Genomic DNA, 6,183 nt, shown 5'->3' with positions numbered 1-6,183 from the left:
TTGATGCAGGCTTTGTTAACAACCAAGCTACGGCTACAGGGGGTTATACCGATGGTAATGGCGATCCACAAACAACCAGTGATATTTCAGATGATGATAGTAATTTAGAGGATGATGTAACGGTAACAGTTATTGATCAAGATCCAGAAATTTCTTTACTCAAATCAGGTAATTTCAATGATGAGAACGGTGATGGAATTGCACAGGTTGGTGAGACAATCACCTATGTTTTTGAAGTTGAAAATACCGGTAATGTAACGTTGATAGATATAATTATAGATGACCCTTTATTGGGAGGTGTTGTCTGTAGTATTGGAGAGCTCACCCCTGGCGGAATTGAAAGTTGTAGTTCGGATTACATCATAACCCAAGAAGATGTAGATAATGGAAGTGTTTCAAATCAGGCTTTAGTGATTGGTCAAGATCCTGATGGCGATGATATTGTAGATACTTCTGATGATCCAGATGATCCAACCGATATTGATCCAGATGATGATGGTAATCCTGATGATCCAACCAACACAGGATTGCAGGGTAAATCTAGTATCTCATTGCTAAAGTCCAGTGTATTCAACGATGAGAATGGAGACGGTTTTGCACAGATTGGCGAGACTATAACATATAGTTTTGAAGTTGAAAATACAGGTAGTGTGACATTGGTAGATATAGTTGTAGACGATCCTTTATTAGGAGGTGTTGTGTGCAGTATTGCGCAGCTTATTCCTGGTGCAATTGAAACTTGTAGTTCGAATTATACTATTACCCAAGAAGATATCCTAAATGGTAGTATTATAAATATCGCGGTAGCGATAGGTATAAATCCAATTTTAGAGATAGTAGATGATACTTCTGATGATCCAAATGATCTAAGCGATATTGATATAGATAATGATGGTGATCCTGATGACCCAACAATGACTATAATTCCAAATGCACCTTTTGAAATATTTAATGCAATTACACCCAATGGTGATGGGCTTAATGATTTCTTTGAAATTCGTGGGATCAATAGATTCCCAAATAACACTATGAAGATTTTCAATAGATGGGGTGTATTGATATGGGAAACTCAAGGGTATAACGAAACCAACAATGTGTTTAGAGGTGAATCTATTGCTAGGGCTACTATTAGCCAAGACGAACAGCTTCCAACGGGAACATATTTTTACATACTTACTTTTTCAGGAGAAACACCAGAAGGGAAAAGCGCATATAATGGATTTTTATATATAAATAGATAGACAGACGGTAAAATTCTAAATAGCTTGACCTTTTTCGAAAATAAAATTGATAAACATGAGAAATAACTTCATAATAATCTTGTTCTTGACCTTACTTGGTATGTATTCGAGTAGTGCACAGCAAGATCCTCAGTATACACAATACATGTATACTACTCAGGTAGTAAACCCAGCCTATGTTGGTTCTAAAGAGACACTTAATTTCGGATTGTTAGGTCGTACCCAATGGGTGAATTTTGAGGGAGCTCCTAGGACGGGAACTTTTACTGTAGGTTTGCCTATAGGTTACCTTGAAAATATGGGTCTTGGACTATCAATTGTTCGTGATGAGTTGGGACCAACTATTGAATCTAACATAAATATTGATTATGCTTATGTTATCAAATCAAGTTATAATTCAAAACTTTCATTTGGTATTAAGGCTGGCTTAGATTTGTTAGATGTAGATTTTACAAAACTAAATGTTGCAGACCAAGGGGATATATTTGAAAATAATATAGATAGAAGGTTACAGCCTCAAGTTGGAGCTGGATTATATTTCTATACAGATAAATTCTATACGGGTATTTCTGTTCCAAATTTCCTAACAACTAAACATTTTGATGAATCTCAAATAGATCAAATTGTAGATAATCCTTCAGGCTTTGCAGGACAAACAACAGCATCTGAGAGGCTTCATTATTTCTTGATTGCAGGATATGTTTTTGATATAAATGATAACCTGAAATTCAAACCTGCTACATTATTTAAAGTAGTAAGTGGTTCCCCATTACAATGGGATGCCTCTGCAAACTTTTTGATTAATGATAAGTTTACTATTGGGGCTTCCTATCGATGGAGTGCTGCTTTAAGTGCTCTAGCGGGCTTTCAGGTAAGTGATGAAATATTTATTGGTGTTGGTTATGACTATCAAACTAGCGATATCGAAACCTACAGTAGTGGTTCTTATGAAGTGTTTTTTAAGTTTGATATTTTCAATAGTCCTGATCGTATTATATCACCTAGATTTTTTTAAAACCTTACTTATGTGTAAAAGTTTATTATATAAAAAAACATTAATGTCACTTTTAGTGATCTTACTTACTACTGTTTCATTTGCCCAAAAAGGTAAAGTAAACAAAGCTAATAAAGAATTTGAGAACTATTCTTACATCGATGCTCGAAAGATTTATTTAAAAGTTGTGGAGGATGGTTATGTGTCTGCTCAAGTATTTCAAAAATTAGGAGATACGTATTACTTTAACAGTGAATACAGTGAAGCGGCTCAATGGTATCAGAAATCCATAAATGAGTTTTCTTATGAAACTGATCCTATTTATTACTATAGAGCTTCTCAGTGCCAAAAATCATTAGGTAATTATGATGAGTCATATAGACTTCTGAAATCCTATGGAGAATTAAATGGTGATGAAATTATTGCTAAGAACTTTTTTCAAAGTATAGACTATATCAAAAATTCTGAATCTCAAAAAAAATATATAGTTGAAAAAGTAGCAATAAACTCTGAGGGATCAGATTTTGGTCCTTCATTTTACATGGATAAACTTGTTTTTGCTAGATCATCCTCTATCAATGAAGGGGAGAAAGTTTTTGAGTGGAATAACCAACCATATTTAGACTTATACGTAGCTAATATGAATGCTGAAGGGAAACTTTCTAATGTGAAATTATTGGATGGTGAGATTAACACCAAGTTTCATGAATCTTCATCAGCATTTAGCAAAGATGGCAATACGATATTTTTTACAAGAAACAATTTTATTGATGGTAAGATGGGTCGTGATAAACAAAAAACGATTAGACTAAAGGTTTATAAAGCAATTAAGAACTCAGAAAACTATTGGACTAACATAGAAGAGCTCCCTTTTAATAGTGATAATTATTCAGTTGCTCACCCCTCATTAAGCCCAGATGAAAAACGTTTGTATTTTGCTTCAGATATGCCAGGCACTCTTGGAATGTCTGACATTTGGTATGTTATTATAAACGAGGATGGAACCTATGGCGATCCAATTAATTTGGGGTCGACTGTAAATACAGAAGCACGTGAAAGTTTTCCTTATGTGAATAAAAAAAATAATCTTTATTTTTCTAGTGATGGGCATCCTGGTTTTGGAGGATTAGATATTTTTGTGACGTCTTTAGATGAAGGTATTGCTCAATCTGTTTCTAATTTAAATAAGCCTATAAATAGTAATCAAGATGATTTTGGATTCATAATAAATGAAGATGGTCAATTGGGTTTTCTTTCTTCTAATCGCGATGGTGCTCAAGGAAGTATTTCGGATGATATTTATCGATGGTCTTATGTAAAGTGTGAATCTACTATTAAAGGTGTAATTACAAATGTTAATACTGGGAAAATCATTTCTGGTGCAACCGTGATATTATTAGATACAGAAAATAATATCATAGAGACTGTAAGTTCTAAAGATAATGGAGCATATTCGTTTGATAGTCTTTTAGATTGTGATAAATCATATTTGATTCGAGCTAGTAGCAAAGAATGTGAATTTAATGAGAATGAGATAATTATACAAACACCTGTAAAAACTGAAAATATCAATGTGCCAGTAATGTTAGAATGTGATTCTTGTCCTCCAAATGATTTGGGTTGTCGTTTGAGTTTACAACCCATTTATTTTGATTTTGACAGGTTCAATATTCGTCCTGATGCTACTGTAGAATTGGCAAAAATTCTTGTTGCTATGAGAGAATACCCTCAATTGGTAATTCATATTGAATCTCACACTGATTCTCGAGGGAATGATGCCTATAATGAGTTTTTATCTGAAAGGAGAGCGCAATCTACATTAGATTGGTTGGTAGAAAGAGGTATTGACAGGAGTCGTTTAAGTGCCAAAGGATATGGAGAGTATCAATTGATAAATGAATGTTTTAATGGTGTAGAATGTACTGTTGAGGAACATCAACTCAATAGAAGGTCAGTGTTTCTAATTCAAAATTGATAATAAAAAAACTTTTAAGATTTTATATTTTTGGTTTAGTTTCTAAGTTTCCTATTAACGTATGAATTATACTATAAGTTACGGAATCTAAAAAGATTGTTTTCATATTAAATTTTGGAATTATACAATTATTCTTCATTTTATTCTGAGTCAAGCATATAATTTTTTAATTAATATTCATTTAATAAATTTTAAATATCTAATTAAGTTTTTAATAAAAAAACAATTGATCAAATGAATTAATTACCGTTTAGAAAAGTTTGTTCTTAAATATTATTCTCTTTAACGAGAGTATAAATAATATGTATAATCCAATAATTTAAAAATATGAAATACGTTTATTTATTTTTGTTATCTAGTATTTGTTTTGTTAGTTATTCACAAGTCGGTATTAATACTACTGACCCTCAAACTACTTTAGACATAGCAGGCATAAACAGTTTAGGTAACACTCCAGGAGTACTCAATTCACAAGATGGCGTTGTAATACCTCGTGTCATCGATAACATGACATCTACAACAGTAAATGGAGTCAAAGAAGGTCAAATTGTATATAGTGTTAATCCAAGCTCACAAGGTTTTTATTTTTGGAATAGCACCCAATGGGTTCCACTGGTGTCTTCTTCTTCAAATAGTTGTTATTTTCCCGAGAATGCTGTTGTTGAAGCTTTAGATTGCCCCACACCGTGTACTTTACCTGATACAGGTGCAGATGTTTACGATTTACTAATTACTGATCCATTATTTACTTTTACAAGATCGTTTTCACTTCCTAGTGCTTCAATATATTCGGGTAGATGTCTCCATATTATTATTTCAAGGGAATCGAACTTTAGCGCTTACAATGTTATGAATGTACAGGGCGGAAACCAATCTATAAATACTTCTACTTTTGATGTGGCAGTATTCTATTCAAATGGGACAAACTGGTATCTAACCGATAAAAGATGAACAAGTATGCTCTTATAGTATTATATTACGAACAAAAAAAAATGTTCCACCTCTATATTCATCTTACTATAATGTCTTCCATAAACGGGATTTGGCAAAGAACGAGCTAGTTATAAAACATCTTTAAAACTTGATTGATTTTAGAAGCATACTTCAGAGCTATTTTTCCTGAAGCTATAAGATTGATTTAATTTTTTGATAAGATCTATTTTTTGGGTATAAATTTCATTGACTTTGATGTTTTGGTATTTGTTATCAATCTCTTGTTTCCACAGTGAAATATCAGAGTTCTTTATTTTTTAGTTAGAATGTCTTATAAAAGTCCGTGACGAGTAATATATTTAATCGCTGTGTAATAGGATTTTTCTTCGTTTTTTAACATTTAAAAGAAAAAAACTATATTAACTTAAAACTATACAAAGTCTCATATTTTAAGTAACTTCCTTTATTTCAAAAGTTCCTTAGAGTTAGTAATACTATGCTTATAATAATTTAAAAAAAACGTATCAATCATAAGGAATTGATTTAAAACTAATAAAGTTGAGTTCTATATTTGATGTAAGTTTTAAATTGAACAAACAAAAAATGACACAAAAACTAATTTCAAACAAAGATAATTACCTATTAACATGATAAGAGATAATAAAATTATTCAACGTAGGGTTTTCATGTTGTCAGATGCATAGATATGATTTAATTTACAGTTTTTATTTGATTTAAGTTAATGTGATTCAGTACGTTAAGAAATTTGTTTTACGACTCATAACCCGAAGGTCACAGGTTCGAGTCCTGTTCCCGCTACTAGGAAAATCAAGCCTTCACAGAAATGTGAGGGCTTTTTTTATGCTCTCTGTGTAGCAAACCTTTGCTATCTCTACGATCATTTTACAATAATATGGGATCAAGTCCAAAACTTGTGGGATTTTAGGATTATGCAAAAATAGTAGATAATCTAAAAAGGAAGAATTCTACATTTCTAACACCTCTGAATTGTGCTCTAAACGCTTTTATCTTGGCATTAA

The 6,183-nt window shown here is 32.1% G+C and carries 4 protein-coding genes; all 4 read left to right on the top strand.

Annotated features, from left to right (window positions below):
* On the top strand, positions 1-1,241 hold a 1,241-nt coding region (locus ACFO3O_RS22390; protein ID WP_379983053.1), incomplete at its 5' end, for a gliding motility-associated C-terminal domain-containing protein.
* A 55-nt stretch (positions 1,242-1,296) separates the two neighbouring features.
* Entirely contained in the window at positions 1,297-2,256 is a 960-nt protein-coding gene (locus ACFO3O_RS22385) for a PorP/SprF family type IX secretion system membrane protein (RefSeq protein ID WP_379983052.1), read from the top strand.
* Between the two features lie 43 nt (positions 2,257-2,299).
* Positions 2,300-4,210: an OmpA family protein gene (locus tag ACFO3O_RS22380; protein WP_379983051.1), complete on the top strand. Its 1,911-nt coding sequence runs from the start codon at positions 2,300-2,302 to the stop codon at positions 4,208-4,210.
* Positions 4,211-4,537: 327 nt separating this feature from the next.
* Entirely contained in the window at positions 4,538-5,161 is a 624-nt protein-coding gene (locus ACFO3O_RS22375) for a hypothetical protein (RefSeq protein ID WP_379983050.1), read from the top strand.
* Positions 5,162-6,183 lie beyond the last annotated feature (1,022 nt).

The sequence above is a fragment of the Dokdonia ponticola genome (genome assembly GCF_042653865.1).
Classification (GTDB): domain Bacteria; phylum Bacteroidota; class Bacteroidia; order Flavobacteriales; family Flavobacteriaceae; genus Dokdonia; species Dokdonia ponticola.
The sequence above is the reverse complement of the archived record's forward strand: the minus strand, read 5'-3'. Positions and strand labels throughout refer to the sequence as shown.